The 15,842-nt window shown below is 43.1% G+C and carries 15 protein-coding genes and 1 pseudogene; 8 read left to right on the top strand and 8 right to left on the bottom strand.

Annotated features, from left to right (window positions below; all coding sequences use genetic code 11):
* Nucleotides 1–12 precede the first annotated feature (12 nt).
* The 4 genes from coxB to FX988_RS20145 form a co-directional block, all read right to left on the bottom strand.
* Nucleotides 13–1,032, bottom strand: coding sequence for a cytochrome c oxidase subunit II (gene coxB / locus FX988_RS20160; protein ID WP_160181855.1), 1,020 nt, complete (start codon nt 1,030–1,032; stop codon nt 13–15).
* A 558-nt stretch (nt 1,033–1,590) separates the two neighbouring features.
* Nucleotides 1,591–2,574, bottom strand: coding sequence for a transposase (locus tag FX988_RS20155; RefSeq protein ID WP_160181854.1), 984 nt, complete (start codon nt 2,572–2,574; stop codon nt 1,591–1,593).
* A 264-nt stretch (nt 2,575–2,838) separates the two neighbouring features.
* A complete protein-coding gene (locus FX988_RS20150) occupies nt 2,839–3,024 on the bottom strand; it encodes a hypothetical protein (protein WP_160181853.1) in 186 nt (61 codons plus the stop codon).
* A 312-nt stretch (nt 3,025–3,336) separates the two neighbouring features.
* The gene (locus FX988_RS20145; protein WP_160181852.1) at nt 3,337–4,287 is read right to left on the bottom strand and encodes a serine aminopeptidase domain-containing protein; all 951 of its coding nucleotides are present in this window, start codon (nt 4,285–4,287) and stop codon (nt 3,337–3,339) included.
* A gap of 214 nt (nt 4,288–4,501) precedes the next feature.
* Here FX988_RS20145 and FX988_RS20140 point away from each other — a divergent pair, with 214 nt between their 5' ends.
* From FX988_RS20140 to FX988_RS20135, 3 genes are all read left to right on the top strand, one after another.
* Complete coding sequence (locus FX988_RS20140; protein WP_160181851.1) at nt 4,502–4,951, top strand: MarR family winged helix-turn-helix transcriptional regulator; 450 nt, start codon at nt 4,502–4,504, stop codon at nt 4,949–4,951.
* A gap of 236 nt (nt 4,952–5,187) precedes the next feature.
* Entirely contained in the window at nt 5,188–5,409 is a 222-nt protein-coding gene (locus FX988_RS21700; RefSeq protein ID WP_217621255.1) for a hypothetical protein, read from the top strand.
* A gap of 242 nt (nt 5,410–5,651) precedes the next feature.
* The gene (locus FX988_RS20135) at nt 5,652–6,044 is read left to right on the top strand and encodes an ACT domain-containing protein (RefSeq protein WP_160181850.1); all 393 of its coding nucleotides are present in this window, start codon (nt 5,652–5,654) and stop codon (nt 6,042–6,044) included.
* Between the two features lie 583 nt (nt 6,045–6,627).
* Here FX988_RS20135 and FX988_RS20130 read toward each other — a convergent pair.
* Both FX988_RS20130 and FX988_RS20125 read right to left on the bottom strand, forming a co-directional pair.
* Nucleotides 6,628–7,761 (bottom strand): HDOD domain-containing protein, encoded by a 1,134-nt coding sequence (locus FX988_RS20130; RefSeq protein WP_160181849.1) that lies wholly within the window; start codon nt 7,759–7,761, stop codon nt 6,628–6,630.
* Nucleotides 7,762–8,016: 255 nt separating this feature from the next.
* Complete coding sequence (locus tag FX988_RS20125) at nt 8,017–8,421, bottom strand: hypothetical protein (protein ID WP_254700668.1); 405 nt, start codon at nt 8,419–8,421, stop codon at nt 8,017–8,019.
* 333 nt (nt 8,422–8,754) lie between these two features.
* Between FX988_RS20125 and FX988_RS20120 the strand changes: the two genes are divergently transcribed.
* Nucleotides 8,755–9,771 carry a GGDEF domain-containing protein gene (locus FX988_RS20120; protein WP_160181848.1) on the top strand — a complete coding sequence of 339 codons (1,017 nt, stop codon included), beginning with the start codon at nt 8,755–8,757 and terminating at the stop codon, nt 9,769–9,771.
* Between the two features lie 84 nt (nt 9,772–9,855).
* On the opposite strand, the gene FX988_RS20115 is transcribed toward FX988_RS20120, so the two are convergent.
* The gene (locus FX988_RS20115; RefSeq protein ID WP_160181847.1) at nt 9,856–10,071 is read right to left on the bottom strand and encodes a hypothetical protein; all 216 of its coding nucleotides are present in this window, start codon (nt 10,069–10,071) and stop codon (nt 9,856–9,858) included.
* Nucleotides 10,072–10,290: 219 nt separating this feature from the next.
* Nucleotides 10,291–10,498, bottom strand: a pseudogene (locus tag FX988_RS20110) (DUF6500 family protein).
* A 327-nt stretch (nt 10,499–10,825) separates the two neighbouring features.
* On the opposite strand from FX988_RS20110, the gene FX988_RS20105 reads away from it, so the two are divergent.
* From FX988_RS20105 to dctP, 4 genes are read left to right on the top strand one after another with little or no spacing between them, the layout of a single operon-like run.
* A complete protein-coding gene (locus tag FX988_RS20105) occupies nt 10,826–12,913 on the top strand; it encodes an alpha-xylosidase (protein WP_160181846.1) in 2,088 nt (695 codons plus the stop codon).
* A 27-nt stretch (nt 12,914–12,940) separates the two neighbouring features.
* Complete coding sequence (locus FX988_RS20100; protein ID WP_160181845.1) at nt 12,941–13,492, top strand: TRAP transporter small permease; 552 nt, start codon at nt 12,941–12,943, stop codon at nt 13,490–13,492.
* Nucleotide 13,493: 1 nt separating this feature from the next.
* Entirely contained in the window at nt 13,494–14,780 is a 1,287-nt protein-coding gene (locus FX988_RS20095; protein ID WP_160181844.1) for a TRAP transporter large permease, read from the top strand.
* A gap of 1 nt (nt 14,781) precedes the next feature.
* Nucleotides 14,782–15,822, top strand: a complete 1,041-nt coding sequence (gene dctP / locus FX988_RS20090; RefSeq protein WP_160181843.1) for a TRAP transporter substrate-binding protein DctP — start codon at nt 14,782–14,784, stop codon at nt 15,820–15,822.
* Nucleotides 15,823–15,842 lie beyond the last annotated feature (20 nt).

Here is a 15,842-nt window from a genome sequence, read left to right as displayed (position 1 = left end):
GTTTAAGTGTAATCAATGCAGACTTTGTAAATAGTCAAGCAAATCAGATAACTCCTTGGCATCCAATTGAGACATTGGCATTTTTGCGCCCGGTTTTATGCCATTTGGATCAGCAACCCAACCGCCTAAATGTGCTCGACTATTTCTTCTGGTAACAGATGCGATTGATTGCCTTGAAGCCAGATGAGTTAAATCTGGGCCAGCCGTTCCAGCCGCATCAGTACCCCGAATGGTATGACATTGGTGACATCCCGCTTCAAAAAAGACGCGCTGGCCCGCGAGTACTCCATTATTTTCTGCCGGTTGTGCTGGCGCTTGCTGATTCGCAAACCAAACATCAAATTCAGCTTGAGGCTCAGAAACCACCAGAAACCCCATAAGCGCATGTTGCAGTCCACAAAATTCTGCACATTGCCCGCGAAAAGTGCCTGAAGCGTCGACCTCAAACCAACTAGAATTAGTGCGCCCTGGGATCAGATCTGTTTTACCGTGTAATTGAGGCACCCAGAAACTATGAATGACATCACCACTTTCTAAATAAATCTGGATAGGACGATTTATCGGTACGTGTAATTCGTTGGCTGTGGTAGCAATAGTATTGGAGTTTTCATCTAGATATTCGATTTGCCACCACCACATCCAACCGGTGATGCGTACTTCAAGTGCGTTATCAGGTGGGCTTGCGGATAATGAACGGCCTAGCATTAAGCTACCGCCCACCAAACATATAACGGTTACTAGCGGAACCGCGATACCTGCGACTATGACTAAATTACGGCTCGCAAGGTAACTTAGTTGTGTCGGCTTTTTAGATTTCCCGCGCCATAAGCCCCACGCCAATAGAAGCATAACGGCCACGAACACCACCACAGCGACCCAAAACATACTCCACCATATGTAGCTTATCCCGCGAGCTTGCTCAGTGGCGGGTTGAATGGCTGACTGGCTTTGTGCATACGATAAAGGTAACTTTAGCGTGAATACAACGGCTACAAAGGTGGCTTTATTACTCAATTCAGTCCAAAAATGCATTTTTAATAACCTACCTCCATCTGGCTATTCTCCCCCTTTAACTAAACTCCTAACCAAACGTTTGAAGAAAACATACAAGGTAGAGAAAAAATTACTTCAACACCTTGTAATAATTACACATGGTGAGTTCATCACCTCCCCCTCACGTGAGAGAAAGACCATTAACATACAACTCCCCCTCATCACGATTCATAAACGCCCCACGCTTTATTGCAAATATAAAATAAAGTGCCGCGCACAAAAAACAATGCTCGAATGTTTGCATTATTCTCGCCAAATATTCACGCAGAAACCGGAAGGATCAGTGCAAAAAATTACCAGCAACCACTTATTAAGACACCCATTCTTAAACCTAGTTAATGATTTCGCCGTAGAGTCTCGTCGACACTTTTCGCATACAAAAATACCGCTCGAAACCAAATAACTACACTTATGAGCTGAGCAACTGAAGACTTTTGATGGAATAGCAAGGGTTTAGAGAGAAATTTATGTGAACTACAGGCAAGCGTCTACTTCACGAGAGGTGCATAAGGGGTATTCGCTGAGACTAGCTCTAACTTAAGCGCGCTTTAGCAGCGCTTTTGCTTTGCCCATTCCACGTATTCGTTGATGGTGGGTATGGCGCTTAAAGGCATTCATCATTTGCTCGCCCCCAGCGGCGTAGCAGAAGTGTTTTTCAAACTCAGTGGTTAAGGCTAACCACTGAGCGCTATCTAGTCCTAGTCTTTCTAGAATAGGGCTTTGAGTGTTATCTATATAACCTGCCTTATCATCACGAATACAACGACCTGTGGTATCAATAAGCTCACAATAGTCTTTGAGTGAATACGCAATACCTTTTGGCATGTTTTCTTTCAGGTTTCCCGCAAAGGGCATTAGCGTACTCGGTTGAGCTTGATGATATTTAGCAGAGTGAATACGTTTTTTAATACTGGTGTGTGTTGCTGTTTCAGGTGTTTTGGCTATTTTTGCTCTAATGGGATTTAAATCCACATAGGCCATACAAGCTAGCACGGCGCTTTCATCTAGTAGAGCTTGTGATTTAAATCGTCCTTCCCAAAAACGACCCGTACAGTCATCTTCTTTATTCGCTTCACGGGCAATATATTCATTTAAGTCACGCATAAACCAACTGATGTCATATAAGCGTTTTCTGTAGATTTCAACAGTGTCATCAAGGGTGATGAGCTCCCCTTGGGTTAAGGTATCGCCGTTTATAAATTTCTGAGTGAGTAACGTACCTTTATGAAGTATGTGATAACGCCTTAGTACCGATTCGGTATCCCAGTTATCAGCCAACTCCTTATCCACACAAAGCACCACATGAGTATGATTACTCATGACTGCGTAAGCACAAATATCAATCGCGAACACGGTCGATAAAAACAGTAAACGCTCCTCCACCCAGTTGCGCCGGTGCTCGTAGCTCTGCCCAGTAAGTTGGTTTGTGCCACACAGATAAGACTGGCGAACACATCGGGACACACAGTGATAATAAGGCGTATCGATTAAACTGATTTGGCTTTTTCGTGACTGAGGCATAACAGTCGACTCAATAAATTGGAACACACAAAAAGTGTAGTTGAGGGTTTAAAATCAACCACTTTTAACATGGATGTCCTTGTTACTTTTTATGGGTGTCTCTGTTATTTTCAGGGGTTTGGGTAACTTGCCACAAATGAGGAATGAGAGTCGCTTATTCGACTTCCTTTGGAATGAATAAATGTGACGGATGAGGGTGGCTTTTTCGACTTCTTTTGAGCCTTAACAAAATTAATGGATGTTCGTTGCAACGTGTTTGTATGTCTACTCACGACCATTAGATGCGTTAACATTATCGAGTGGCCGGAAGTTCGCTTTAAAGCTCCAGATAAAAAACGGAAGGGTCAGTACAACTCCGGCAGTCAGCAGCATTACGCCTACATAAGGAGTATCAAGGGATTCACTCAAGAAACCGTGGTGATGAAATTGCTGATGCAATCCTATCAGCATCAAAAGCACACCTAATATGTCTAGCCCAATTAATGTTACAAGCCGATACGAACAGCGCGTGCTGTGCGTAAATTTTGGCTTTTCAGCCGAATGTTTTTTGTTGCCAGTCGCGCTCGGTAATGGAAATAAGGTAGCCATCTTGTACTCACAATCAATCATACGATAAATTAACAATTATGTAACAGTTGACCCTGACTATCTTTATTAAGTTCCATTTTTATTAGGATACATTCATATTAACGCCTAAATTTATACCCGCCTATTATGATTTTGCATTAAAATTTTCTCATTGAACGTCCTGACAATAAGATCTTAGTCAGTGAGCAGCGGCTTGAATACTTTTTCCCACATCGATTGGTAACGCCCCTTATGCCATCCTATGTGCCCTATTTTCTTGTGTTCTACGTCCTTTGGATTAACAGTCTGGCGTGTAATATTAGCGCTACTAAATTGGCTGTGTAACATATCGATGTTTTTCATAGACATCATTTCATCATCACTAAAGGCAATTGCATGAATTGGCACATTCACGTTAGCAAACCGCTCTTTGAGCCATTGCCCTTCTTTTTCCACAGCGTACTTTTCTTTTAAGCACCAGCGGCGCCATTGCATCATCACGCCTTTAGGTAAATTGCACATAACTTTGAGTTTATCACCAGGAAAATACCCAAGTAACGGTACAGTTACCGGTACTAGGAAATACCATAAAAACCATGACACTCGCTTAGTAGGCGCAGAATTGTACCACCAGGTCCCTGTGCCCGCAGCAACGGTAATCGCACGATTAATTTGTGAGGTATTTGGCATCATGCCTAACATATGCCCGCCAACACTATGCCCAATCCAAATACATTCAAGGTCGAGGAAATGTCGTCCTACAAAATCAAGCACAGCCGGGCAATCATTAACTGCCCAACTCAATATGTCGCTCTTACAATGCTTTACGTGTTTATCGACCGATAAACCAATGCCGTCATAATCAAATGTAACTACGTGGTAACCCAGTGTTGACAACCACAGTGCGAAATCTTGATATAGATACTGAGCGACACCAGTCGCTGCGGCAAGTACACAAACTCCCTTTGTAGATACTATCTGACTATTAAACACTTTTAACACAATTGAATGACCTGCAGCAGTAACTATTTTGTGCTCGGCAACAAACTTACTCACATCAACGGCACTCTCCGCGCCATGACTCGATTCATGTGACATTTTAGGTTTCATGGATTGCGAGATGTCTGTTTGCGCTACATTGTTCATGGCGGGCCTCTTGATTTTCTAGTGCGATATTTAAATGGTACTGCTCTTTCATTTGCATAAAACCATCATTTATTTCGCATGTAAATAATTATATTTAACATACGAAATAAAATCTTTAGGTTCTCCTTAAAAATAACAATATATGTGAATATTGCGTTGCAAATAAAAAATTTATTTCGTACATTAAATAAATAGCAACTGAGTAGTGACCTTAATGAAAAAGCGTTTAAAAATCTTTCACTTACTGCAACTGGCCCACAGCGCGTTGTTTAAAGCTGCCGATAAAAAACTCAAGAGTGAGTTACACATTAGTACCACACAACTGGCGGTTTTATTTACGTTAGCAAAACAAGATAACGCACCGATAACCGCAATTGCCGACCAACTCAATATGAGCTATTCCAGCATATCAGGGGTGATTGATAGAATGACAAAAGCACAGCTCGTTACTCGCCAGCGAGGCACGAGCGACGCCAGAGTACAAAATGTAATTTTGCTACCCAAAGGACAAGAAATAGCTGAGCGCTCGACGGCTAAAGTACGGAGTATCAATCATGCCTTGCTGAGTGAATTTAGCGTAAATGAGCAAGAAACGATCGCGCGCTTTTTAGTTCATATCGCACAAAACGCTGAACAAATTGTAAGCGAGGAACACCAGCGCTAACCACGCGTACTCCCCCATGCTTCTTTAACTTAACTAGAATTGCATACTGTCTGAAAACCCTATTGCTTCCATAAAATTCATACTTTGTCTTTAACGATTAAGTGCCTGAAGCTAAAAAACGTTTAACATCGGGCTTTAATTAGTTGATGAGTTCGAAAGACGTGATCAAAATGACCAAATTCACGCGGTACTGTTAACGGGCAATAGTGACACAATTACCGTAGGTAATGATTTGGATGACGTTAATCATCCAATTGCAAAACGAAGTGCGCCTTCTATATTTCATTTTAAAAGCAATTGCAAAATGTGAAACGCCTATTGTCGTTGCGGTAATTGGCCCAGCTGAGTGTGTCGGCTTAATCATGTTGCTGCATCGCGATCTGGTATATGAGAGAAGAAGTAGCGCCAAAATTAAGGCACAAATGAAATGTGAGAGAGTGGTTTGGCACAACAGCTAGCGTGAGCGGAATTCAAAGAATTGATTGCAGCGTTTTTTAAAAGACGTCCCCCTAATGTTACCCAAAGTCGCCATGACGTTCGCAAACAACATGAATATCAACAGGCGCTGATCTGACGTTTGCGCAAACTCATACCCAAGCGCCCAGAATTTCCGTAACATAAACACTTTGGTAGCGCGTTATTTATAACGACTTCAGGATTTATAACTACGTCAGGATCTATAACGACTTTAGGATTTTATATGTCAGGCATAACTGAACTAACTCAACTACTTAAGACGATGTCTCCACATTTGCAAGACGGCGAGTTCGCCTTTTGCACCACTGAAGGTAACGTGGCGGACTATGTGCATTTAAACCCTGTGTGTTTTTTTCAAGAATCTGAAGGATTAACATTAATCTTGTTGGCCGATGATGCCAAACGAGAAAAAATCCCTTTTGAGGGCACCTATAGAAAAATTACCCTGACAGTACATTCAAGTTTAGAAGCCGTCGGGCTCACTGCCGCGGTGGCGAATAAGCTTACTCAGTATGGCATTAGTGCTAACGTGGTGGCGGCCTATTACCACGACCATATTTTCGTCCCTAGTGCGAAAGCCACCCAGGCCATGAAAGCACTAGCTGAGTTCACCTAGCGTCTAAATACAGGTTAAAAGCAGTAATCTCGCTCTACTTTTGCAGTGCGCACATATTAGGTTTCATACCAAGTGCGTCTCTCTGCTTGTTGCGCAAGAGTAGGCGCAACTTTATTTCCAACAGTTGATGAAAGCTAAATCGGCCAAATAAGATAAGGTATTGCCCATCTCGAGCAAGCATCGCTTTCTAAAAACCGGTTTGCTTTTTGGCGGTTTTGGTGTGTTGCAAATTGACTCACCAATCACCTGTTTAATTTTTCTGATACCAATTCCACTAAATAATTAACCACTCAGCGAAAATTTAAAAGGGCTTAATCAAGGCGCTTAAACGAAGTAATAGTGGTGCTCTTTCGAGTTTGAGCAACACAGAGTAAGTCCTTTTAAAATTCGCCCGAAGGGAATTCCCCAGCGGGTTTTGCACTGCGTTCTCGGTATTTGAAAGGGAACAACCATTACTGCACACCGACGTCTTGTTCAAAACCCGCTGGATGAATTCTGAGAGGCCAATTATTTAATGGAATTGGTATGAGCCGACGCGGCAGAACAAAATCAATACAAGCAAAATAAATCCCTAAGGGTTTACCTAACATTCGCTCCAGCTAGATTGGTCGAAATCCAGACCTAAAATATCACATAGTAATTGCTTGGCGTCATCTTTAAGCTTGGTGTTGCTAAGTAATAACTCAAACTCAACAGGCTTGATATGGCCGCCCTGATACGACAAACTAATTTCACTGATTAAATTTGCCTCAAACAATACTTGAGCCATAGGCGCTAGCTCGTTAACTGTGTTTATTTCTTGTGTTTGCGCCTGAACTACATCAATAATCAATTTTGGCATGTTCCATAGCTTCATCAGTTCCACACTTAGCAGCATGGATTTCTCACTAAGAAACTTTTTAAACACTAGTGAGTCTTGCTTGAAGTTAGGATCGACCGCTTGAAACGCTTCAACCATAAATTGGAAAATGACCACTTTCCCCAAATCATGCATTAGGCCTATTGTGTAAGCTGCGTCACCATTTTGACGACGCTGGTTGGCGAGCGCTTTGGCCACTGTCGCCACTTCTTGGCTATGCAACCAAATTTTCTCACCAAAGGTCTTAAAATAAATCGGCTTTTGCTGGCATAGATTTTTTACAAAACGATTTAACACGAATTCTTTTATGTCATTCGCCCCCATAAACATAAAGGCCTGCTGTAGGTTAGTTACCTCTTTGTCGCCTCGTTTGTACGCAGGGCTATTTGCTGCTTTCATCAACTCAGTGGCAATACTTGGCTCTTGCTCTACTACTTTAATGAATGCCTGTAAGTCAAAGTCAGGATCATTTAACAAGTTGGTTAATGTAATCACCGATTTAGGTAACACAGGGAAGTGGGTTAATACGCTTTCAGGTGACTTAAGCGCATGATTTACGCGCGTTAAAATGAATTGCTCGATAGGATTTAACGTCGTGCTGGAACGCGATACGCCCAGTAAAAAATCATAAAACAGAAAATCCAATCGATTTAATGACGCAACGCTAATGTTAACCGTGCGCGTAGGCACAGGAATATCGTAGTTATCAGTAACGTTGCCCTGTGCTTGTGCATTTGATCCGCTGTCGTTCTTGCTTTGCGGCTCAAGCGCGGCAGTCGGTGTATTTTGATTATGTATGCTGTGCGTTTTAGCGCTATGGGCGCGTTTAAATAAACGCGATAATAATTTTTCAAACATAAGTTGATATTGTTCCAACTAAAGCAAATGCTGACGAGGCGATGTAAAGCAACCTTTAATGTTCTTATATGCCTTTGTGCTAACAGGTAAAAAAGCACCCTACAGTGAATCGCTAAAATAATATTTATTTTTCATTTAGTGTTTGATTTGTATCATATTAAGCTAACAACTCCTGCTTATCCTTTAGTCGCAACACACAAATTCAATCCACTCATTGCCGGTGTTAGATGCTAAATATTAAGGAATGTAAAAGGCCTATTTCGCCTCGTTACAGGTTGCCATGTCTTTTGATAACTCAGTAATAAAAGCGCCATTTTTTCCAAGGTAGCGATATACCATGACTACACCCAGCTCGATAAAACCTGATAATTTTTCATTGGAACATAAGGGCGCAATGACTGATTCTTGAATCAAAGGATCGAACAGGGTTATGTCTAATTGCTCTGCGGAATAATTCACCATAGTGTTGTTGTAAATGATGAAGTTTCGAAATGTTGCTGCCGAGTCCAAGCGCGTTTCTTCATCTAACATTTGCGGCGCGCTCTTGTTTACCATAGCGGCTGCCGCTGTCAGCGCGGTTGACAACGAACGCTCATCGGGGGTTTGTACGCCATGGTTTGAAAACGAAATCAACACCATACCAATTAGCATATATTTCATGTACTTACTCATAAATTCCCTTTGCCAGCTATCTTGAGACCTACCTGCTTATATAGGAAGTGAAAATTGACCAATTATGCCCGTTTTACATACTGACAGTTAGCGAAACATAAGTGCTGCCTATCGCGACGCGCTCCTGTCATGCGTTTGCTAATTCGCTCTTATTGGATAGCCCAAATGGCTCCAAATTTAAGTTATACTATTGATTACTATACTAAAGTATTTTCCGATGTATTGATCTATTGTTAAATTTAACCTAGTTTGAATAGGCTTTGTTAACGTTGATAACCGAAGAACAAGCATAAGCTAAGATAATAGGATGTATAAATTTTAATGCGACGTATTTTAGACGTGTCCAAAGGGAATAAAAAGCTTACGCTAACAGTTTATCTCACACTGATTGGATTTGTATTCCTCACTGCGTTTGGCTTTATAAGCTGGTACAACAGTAACATCAAAACATCCAGCACCTTGTTCACCGCTGTTTTCTTTGGTGTGATTAACCTGTATTTACTGAAAACAAAATACCGTGATTTTACGCGCTATATACTGTCAATTATTGTCGCATTAATAGGCCTCAGTTTACTTGCCTTCGGTGGGCAAGATGCCACAGGCTACCTCTGGACCTTTCCCTTGATGGCGATGGCACTTGCTGTACTCTCAGTTCGTGAAGGAATGTGCTTCGCGGCAGCCTATTTACTCGGATCTTTCAGCGTATTATTTCTACCTCTGGGAAGCGAAACATTTGTTCACTATGAACCGGTAACAGCTACCCGCTACTTTCTATCAGCATTTGCTTTGTGTTGCATCACGTTAGTACTGGTAAATATTCAAGAGAATACCAATCGTCAACTTCGATTGAAAACCGTAAAAGACGACCTCACTGGGCTATTTAATCGGGCCATTCTTGATCACAACACGATCGAGCAAATTAATCTCGCCAGAAATGAACGTAGCGACTATTTACTATTAATTGATATCGACCACTTCAAAAAAATAAATGACAATTTTGGTCATTCTACCGGTGATGAAATTTTAGTGATACTGGGGGAGATTTTAAACACGTCAATGCGTGACAGTGATTTAGCAATACGTTGGGGCGGCGAGGAGTTTCTGGTTATATTGCAACGTTGCCCGAGTGTACATGCGCAAAAGATTGCCAATCAAATACGTATAGAATTCGAGCAAAACCAACGTATTTTGCAATTATTGCAGCGCCCGGCAACCTTGAGTATTGGCATTGCCGCCACAAGTCAAAACCTGATGTTTGATAAAGCGCTATCCCTTGCTGACAGTCGACTTTATAAAGCGAAATCACAAGGTAGAAATAGAGTGGTTTTCAGTGAATAATCTACCTGCAATGCTGTGCGCCCACCAACCACACTTTATTGATACATAGACTAACTGAATTCATTACACCGTTTTTTTCGAGTGTTAATTTCTACGCCAGACACAATATAATTCGATATCCTGTTTCAGCACTCTCAGATCAGCCAACTGCCCCTCTTCCACTGCGTTATCAAGTTCTTGTTTAGCCTCTTCGCAGCGCTGAGAAAATTGCTGTTTAACCACATCTTGATCGTCTTTTGAGGATGCGCAACCACTCAAACTCAAAACGAAAAAACTGACCAAGATTACCGAATAGCGCATATAAATCCTTACTTCTTATTTTGTCGATTGAAAATAACGGCATGGAAGATCCCATGCATTTGGTACGTGCCCAGGATAATAAAAACTACTTTAATACCTATTTAACACGCCCTAGACAACCGTGACACAACATAGTGCCCGAGAAAAGTGGTAATTTAACCAAGCAAATAAAAATATCAGCTAACAGACCGTTATTGCCTCAGGGCGAAGAGGTGTACCTTAAAGGTTTTGTTGAACCATGTCTTTGATGGTGCGCGCCTTCACAAAATGATCTAACTGATGCGTCTCAATCCACCAAGTTGCCGCTTCCATTATCGTCATTCTTGTTAGCAAAAAATGCATAGAATGAAAGGCCAACGTTTTCGCCTTTAGTTGCGATTTTGCCATCACATACCTTTATAATTTTTGCTCTTAGTTCAGCGCGCATTGCTTTATCATCCTAACATGAGGTGTACGATTAAAAGGCAGCATATCACGACAAGATGAAACGACCGTGTTATCCCGTTAACACCAATACGCTAACAGCCAACTCGGTCTAATTACGCGCCAGTTTTGGCTATCAATTCGTTAACGATTGCATATTTCGCTATTATTCTCAGTTAACTTGAAAGATCATAATAACCAACAAAGATTGACAAGAATTTAACACTGCTATAACTTATATCTTATATAAGATTGTAAGGGCCAATCGCAGCGACTCAATGCTAGCATTTGCGGTCCCCTATTGTGTCAATATCACGAGTGAGAGAAATTCATGTCTACAAATACATCTTTGTTTGATGTTACTGCCCCGAATTGGAACGATATACCGCAAGCAAATGTGACTGGCACAGCTAGCGTACAAGGTGACGGAAGTGTGTTATTGCCTACATCTCAGGGTGATTTACACATCGCATTTCATGCTTTTGGTGTGCGTTTACGAATTGGTAAACAAGACCAAGCTGATTATGGCCTACTCGTTTCAACACCGGATATTATTCCTGCTGATATCGTGCAAAGTGAACAGCAAACTACTCTGATTGCTAGTGACAGTAAATTAGTGATTACCCACAGTCCATTTACCTTTGAGCTCACCCAAGACAACAAGACGATTCAAAAAACCGCTACCGACGGGCACTTTGTTCGTCGCTACCGCTTACCGCCTTTAGCGAAAGTAGACAAAGGCTGGTTGATAAGCTTAGAGCTGGATACAGACGAAGCTGTGTACGGCTTAGGTGAGAAATGGGGTGGCTTAAGCAAACGTGGTCAACTTGTGCGTTCTTACAATCATGATGCACTTGGTGTAAACGCTGAAATATCCTATAAAAATACTCCCTTCTGCTGGAGTCCAAGTGGTTGGGGCGTATTTGTTCATACTCCAGCGCCAGTAACACATGCAGTGGGCTACGCCACTTGGTCTCAGCGCGCTTACGGTGTGTTGGTGGAAGATGAATGCCTAGACATGTTCTTGATGCACGGTGAAGATGGCAATGCCATGATCAACACCTACACAGATTTAACCGGCAAAGCCCCAACCCCTCCGGTATGGAGCTTAGGGGTTATTTTGTCTAAAGCGTATTACAAAGACGTACCCGAGTTATTGGCCACAGCGAAAGACGTGCGTGACCACAAAATGCCTTGTGATGTTATCACGCTTGATGGCCGAGCCTGGCAGGACACAGACACGCGCTTTGCTTTTGAGTGGGATCCGAAACGATTTGACGACCCAGCTGCAGTGATCAACAAACTCAAAGCCGACAACTTTAAAGTCTGTATCTGGGAATACCCTTTGGTGTCAATTCAGCATCCGCTTTTCAAAGAAATGGCTAAAAAAGGCTGGCTGCTTAAAGACAAACGCACAGGCGAAGCGTATCAATATCAATGGGATATGAGTGCATTCGCTGAAGTGCTGACTCCGTTACCAGAATCTGGCATAGTCGATTTCACACATCCTGATGCCTACCAGTTTTGGATGGAGTCACACAAACCACTGTTTGATTTAGGCGTGGATATGATCAAGGCTGATTTTGGTGAGCAAGTAGAAGATGACAACATGCTCGCCCACAGTGGAGACTCAGGTGATCGTCTGCACAATGTATACAGCTTTCTGTACAACAAATGTGTGTACGAAGCCGCCGAAAAATATTCCAAAAATGGCCCCTTCTTGTTTAGCCGTTCTGCATGGACAGGTTCACAACGTTTCCCTAGCCAATGGGGCGGCGACCCTCAAGCAGATTGGGGTGGATTAAGCGCCAGTATCCGCGGCGCGCTTTCTTGGGGAATGTCTGGTGCACCTTATTTTGCCACTGATGTGGGTGGTTTCTTTAAAGATACCCGTGACCAAGAACTGTTTATCCGTTGGTCACAAGCCGCTGTTTTCAGCGCACACATGCGTTTACACGGCATAGGCCAGCGTGAACCATGGAGCTACGGGCCTGAAGCAGAAGAAGCCGTTAATCAAGCCTTAGTATTGCGTTATCGCCTAATTCCTTACATATACAATGCCATGCAGCAAGCAAGCAACACCAGTGTGCCTTTGATGCGTGCAATGCCTTTAGCGTTTCCTAAGGATCGCGTGGCGGCAGCCTTTGACTCTCAGTTTATGTTTGGTGACGACATGCTTGTAGCCCCCTGCTTAAAACCCGGTGGCGAAGTAGAGTTCTATTTGCCTGAAGGTGAATGGCAACGCTTCCCAAGCGAGCAAACATATCAAGGTGGCAAGGTGTATAACCTGACGCTAGGTGCGCAAGAAATGGCCGTGTTTGTACCTAAAGGTAAGCGTATCCCCTTAGGCCCAGACGTTGAGCACACTGACGAATTGACTGATCAGCAACCGCAAATCAGCCATTACTGGCCTCAATAGCACGTTAGCGCAGTCGGAGAACACCTTATGCAAAATGCTGTCAGTCGCGGGTTTTTAGCCATTAATCGCCCCCTTGGTAAGGTTAATTATGCTATTAGTACTCTTGGCAAGAATATCGCAGGCGTGTTACTGAGCGCGATGTTGCTGATGATATTAGCCCAGGTGTTCTACCGCTACGTGTTAAACGACTCCCTCGCTTGGACCGAAGAGCTCGCAAAATATCTGATGGTATGGGTCGCCTGTTTGGTTGCCCCTTGGGCGTATCGTGAAAACTTAAATGTATCTATTGAGATGTTTGCCGATGCCTTGCCTAAAGTTTTACGCAGAGTCTCAGAAATCATCATCACCATATTGGTCATTATTATCAGCGCACTGTTTTTCAAACAAAGTGTGGCGTTTTGGCAAGGCGGCTTTGAAATTTATGCCTCGTCAATGCCCGTGAAACTGGCGTACTTTTACGCCTGCGCGCCTTTGATGTTTGCCGCCCTATTTTTAGTGGGTATCGAGAATCTGATCAAACAACTTTTTGCCCGTGACTACCTCACAGAGCAAACGATCCCTCCCATGGAAGTTGAATAATATGTCTATCAGTTATTTTTGGGTTTTTATATTGTTGCTCACCGCAGGCACGCCCGTGGTATTCGCTCTGTTGATTGGCCCAGGTGTCAGCTTAATGCTAGATGGCAATGAGGTGTTTTTCTCAGCCCTTCTAACGCGCTTGTATTCGGGCATGAATTCGTTCCCCTTGATGGCTGTGCCTTTTTTCATCTTAGCCGGCGAACTGATGAATCAAGGTGGCATCACGCAATCCATTGTACGCTTTAGTCAAACCTTAATCGGGCATTACCGTGGTGGGTTAGCCCAAGTGAATATTTTATCCTCAGTGCTGTTCGCTGGTTTATCAGGCTCCGCGGTCGCCGATACCTCAGCTTTAGGTAAAATGCTCATTCCGGCTATGGAAGAAAACGGCTACAGCAGACGCTTTGCCGCTGCTGTGACTGCCGCGTCATCGGTTATAGGCCCCATCATTCCCCCTTCTGGGATCATGATATTGTACGCATTTATCATGAATGTCTCTGTGGCTGGCATGTTCTTAGCTGGCATTACGCCAGGCTTACTCATTTGTGCTGGCTTGATGTTTGTTACCAGCCGCATTGCCAAAAAGCGTAATTATCCAGTGGCCAATCAAAAAGCTACTTGGTATGAGCGAGGCAGCGCTCTTAAAACCTCTTTTTTACCTCTGCTGACCCCAGTTATTTTACTTGGTGGTATCGTACTAGGTGTATTTACACCTACTGAAGCTGCTGCCGCTGCAGCGGGTTATGCACTGATTATTACCTTGTTTGTCACCAATACCCTCAAGTTTGGCAAGTTACCGCACATATTGGTGAACGCGGCGGTGCAATCAGGCACTATTTTACTATTGGTTGGCTCAGCCGTTACCTTTGCGTGGATCATTACCGTCTCAGGCATGGCCGACATGCTTGCAGAGCAAATAGTCGGCATTACCGATAATGTTTTACTGTTATTACTTATTATCAACTTGTTCTTATTCGCTATCGGTATGTTTTTAGATGCAGGCCCAGCGATATTAATCCTCGGACCTGTGTTAGCGCCTATTTTTATCTCACTGGGCATCGACCCACTGCATTTTGCCGTGATCATGTGCGTGAACTTAACTGTGGGTCTCGCCACCCCGCCCATGGGCTTGGTTCTGTTTGTGGCGGCGTCCGTATCGGGTGAAAAAACGGAGAACATTGCCTATGAAATGCTGCCGTTTTTAGCAGTAGAAGCCTTGGTGATATTTGTCATTACTTATTTCCCTGCGGTCACTATGACCTTACCTCGCCTGTTTGGGTTTGCCTAATATGAATACAAAACGTATCGCCCTACTCACTGTTTATGCTGTGATTGCTGTTGCCAGTATGTTTGGCATTATCAATGCGAACTCGGATCGCGCCGAATTTATTATCAAAGCTTCCATTCAAGCCTCTACCCAAGATGAGGATTACGTGGGGCTACTTGCTTTTAAAGAATATGTTGAAAAAGCCAGCGACGGCCGAGTACAAGTACAACTGTATTCCTCAGGTCAGTTTTGCGGGGGCGTACCTGAGTGTATCGGCAACTTACAAAAAGGTGTGCTTGAGATGTTTCCTACCACAGCAGGTGGCACGGGCAATTTCTTTGCGCCTGCCCAAGTACTCGATTTACCCTATGTGTTTGATAACGACAAACAAGCGCAATGCGTATTAGACGGACCCATTTTAAGTAAAATGCGCAATACAGTGTTGGAAAAAAACCTACAAATACGCTTAATGGGCGTTACTAACACGGGCGGCTGGCGTAATTTTGCCACCACCACCAAGCCAATCCATCATCCAGACGATTTAGCTGGGCAAAAAATTCGAACCACCCCAGCAAAAATTCAACAAGAGCTGGTGCGACAACTTGGAGCAAACCCCACTCCTGTGTCATGGGCAGAACTTTATACGGCGTTAGCCACAGGCGTAGTTGAAGGCAGCAAAAATGGAATTCAAGATATTATCGGCGCTAAATTAGAAGAACATTTAAAATACATAGTACTAGATGGCCATTCTTATATGGCTGCACTGTGGTGGTTCTCAGAACCTGTTTGGCAATCACTTCCTGAAGATATTCAAGGTATTATTGAACAAGGGTTTACCCGCCAGCAAAAAGCAGCCAATGATTTAGTTTTCAATCAAGAAGCGAATTCTTACAAACTGTTCGAAAAAGCAGGCGGCACCGTTTATCGCCCGACACCCGCTGAGAAACAAGCATTTAAAGAAGCATCGAAAAATATGCGCCAATGGTTCAAACAGAATTATGGCAATGATTGGTTAACATTATTAGAAACGTCCGTTGCTCAGTGTAAGGTTGATGCTGAGTAATTCTGTTACTAAATTGTATC

Source organism: Paraglaciecola mesophila (assembly GCF_009906955.1).
In the GTDB taxonomy this organism is placed as follows: Bacteria; Pseudomonadota; Gammaproteobacteria; order Enterobacterales; family Alteromonadaceae; genus Paraglaciecola; species Paraglaciecola mesophila_A.
This window is presented reverse-complemented; position numbering and strand designations above follow the sequence as displayed.

Coding starts and splice junctions, on each gene's coding strand:
- coxB (WP_160181855.1), bottom strand. CDS start 1,032: ATGCATTTTTGGACTGAATTGAGTAATAAAGCCACCTTTGTAGCCGTT.
- FX988_RS20155 (WP_160181854.1), bottom strand. CDS start 2,574: ATGCCTCAGTCACGAAAAAGCCAAATCAGTTTAATCGATACGCCTTAT.
- FX988_RS20150 (WP_160181853.1), bottom strand. CDS start 3,024: ATGCTGATAGGATTGCATCAGCAATTTCATCACCACGGTTTCTTGAGT.
- FX988_RS20145 (WP_160181852.1), bottom strand. CDS start 4,287: ATGAACAATGTAGCGCAAACAGACATCTCGCAATCCATGAAACCTAAA.
- FX988_RS20140 (WP_160181851.1), top strand. CDS start 4,502: ATGAAAAAGCGTTTAAAAATCTTTCACTTACTGCAACTGGCCCACAGC.
- FX988_RS21700 (WP_217621255.1), top strand. CDS start 5,188: ATGACGTTAATCATCCAATTGCAAAACGAAGTGCGCCTTCTATATTTC.
- FX988_RS20135 (WP_160181850.1), top strand. CDS start 5,652: ATGTCAGGCATAACTGAACTAACTCAACTACTTAAGACGATGTCTCCA.
- FX988_RS20130 (WP_160181849.1), bottom strand. CDS start 7,761: ATGTTTGAAAAATTATTATCGCGTTTATTTAAACGCGCCCATAGCGCT.
- FX988_RS20125 (WP_254700668.1), bottom strand. CDS start 8,421: ATGAAATATATGCTAATTGGTATGGTGTTGATTTCGTTTTCAAACCAT.
- FX988_RS20120 (WP_160181848.1), top strand. CDS start 8,755: ATGCGACGTATTTTAGACGTGTCCAAAGGGAATAAAAAGCTTACGCTA.
- FX988_RS20115 (WP_160181847.1), bottom strand. CDS start 10,071: ATGCGCTATTCGGTAATCTTGGTCAGTTTTTTCGTTTTGAGTTTGAGT.
- FX988_RS20105 (WP_160181846.1), top strand. CDS start 10,826: ATGTCTACAAATACATCTTTGTTTGATGTTACTGCCCCGAATTGGAAC.
- FX988_RS20100 (WP_160181845.1), top strand. CDS start 12,941: ATGCAAAATGCTGTCAGTCGCGGGTTTTTAGCCATTAATCGCCCCCTT.
- FX988_RS20095 (WP_160181844.1), top strand. CDS start 13,494: ATGTCTATCAGTTATTTTTGGGTTTTTATATTGTTGCTCACCGCAGGC.
- dctP (WP_160181843.1), top strand. CDS start 14,782: ATGAATACAAAACGTATCGCCCTACTCACTGTTTATGCTGTGATTGCT.